Annotated in this window: 1 pseudogene; it reads left to right on the top strand. The window is 67.9% G+C overall.

What is annotated here, in order from left to right:
- Positions 1–1,455: pseudogene (locus tag AC1D1T_RS32475) on the top strand (hypothetical protein); the annotation flags it as partial.

Genomic DNA, 1,455 nt, shown 5'->3' with positions numbered 1-1,455 from the left:
CAAGTACCTGGACCGCGCAGGTCGGCTGCTGCGCCATGTGACCGAAGCCTTCGACGGACCGACGCAACCCGGCGGCACGAGCCGGCTGATCGTCACCGACACCGAGTACGGCGATCTGGGCCAGGTGCTGGTGCAGACGCAGCCGTACTTCCTGGACAGCGGTTCGTCGACGAGCGCAGGCAGTGCAGACGTGGGGCTCACGCGCACCGAGTACGACGCATTGGGCCGCCCCGTTCGGGTCTACACCGCCGACCCCCAGGGCAGCCAGCCGAGCGTGAGTTTCGGTGCCCGCGGCAACCGCAGGGCTCGGGTGTCGAGCATTGCGTACGGCGCGCTGGCCACCACCACGACCGACGACCAGGGCCACACGCGGCGCGAGGAGCGCAACGTGGAAGGCCGGTCGATCCGCATCACYGATGCGCARGGYGCGCAACTCGTYCACCAGCATGACGCGTTCGGCAACTTGGTGGCAWCGAAGGACGCGCTGCAGAACACGGTGCAGATCAGCTACGACGTGCGGGGCAACAAGCTCAAGCTGACCGACCCGGACGCCGGGGTGATCGAGTAYCGCTACGACGCGCTYGGSCAGCCGGTGTGGCAGCRSAACCCGCTGCAGWWGCAGCGCGGYGGSCARACGACGATGGSCTACGACGTGCTCGGGCGGATGACGCAGCGCATCGAGGCGGAGTACCRGAGCACCTGGACCTACGACAGCTGCTTGATGGGCATCGGCAAGCTGTGCGCGACGAGCACCAGCACCGGCATCAGTCGGCAGTGGGCGTACGACGGATTGGGCCGGCCGATCAACTACCGCACCAGCGTCGTCAACGGGCCGAGCTTCGCCAGTGCGCTGAGCTATGACGCAAACGGCCGGCAGGCGACGCAGACCTGGCCGACCGGGCTCACTGTGAACTACGGCTACACGCCCAAGGGATTCCTGAACAGTGTGTCGCTGGCAACCGCGGTCACGGTGAGCCCGCTGCCGAGCACCCCGGGAGGCACGCCGGGCGCGAGTGTCACGCTGCCTGCCGGCACGGTGCTGTGGCAGGCGCAGGCCTGCAACGCGTGGGACCAGTTGGAGCAGCAGCGGTACAGCAGCTCGGTGGTGAGCAAGTCGGGCTATGAAGCCACTACCGGCCGTGCGAGCGGCCTGACGGCAGGCAAGGGCAACGCCACTGACGTGCTGAACCACGGCTACGTGTGGGACAGCCTGGGCCGGCTGACGAACCGCAACGATGCGAACGGGGATGGCAGCACCGGCGCGGTGACGGAGAACTTCGAGCACGACGCGTTGGGCCGGCTGCAGCGCTACACGGTGGCGGCTCCTGCGATCAACGGCCTCGTGCGCACGGTGAGCCTGCAATACAACGCGCTGGGCAGCATCCTCTACAAGAGCGATGTCGGGGTGTACAGCTACAACGCACAGGGCGCCAATGCAGTGCGGCCGCATGCGGT

The organism is Rhizobacter sp. P2_H3 (assembly GCF_056403355.1).
The sequence above is the reverse complement of the archived record's forward strand: the minus strand, read 5'-3'. Positions and strand labels throughout refer to the sequence as shown.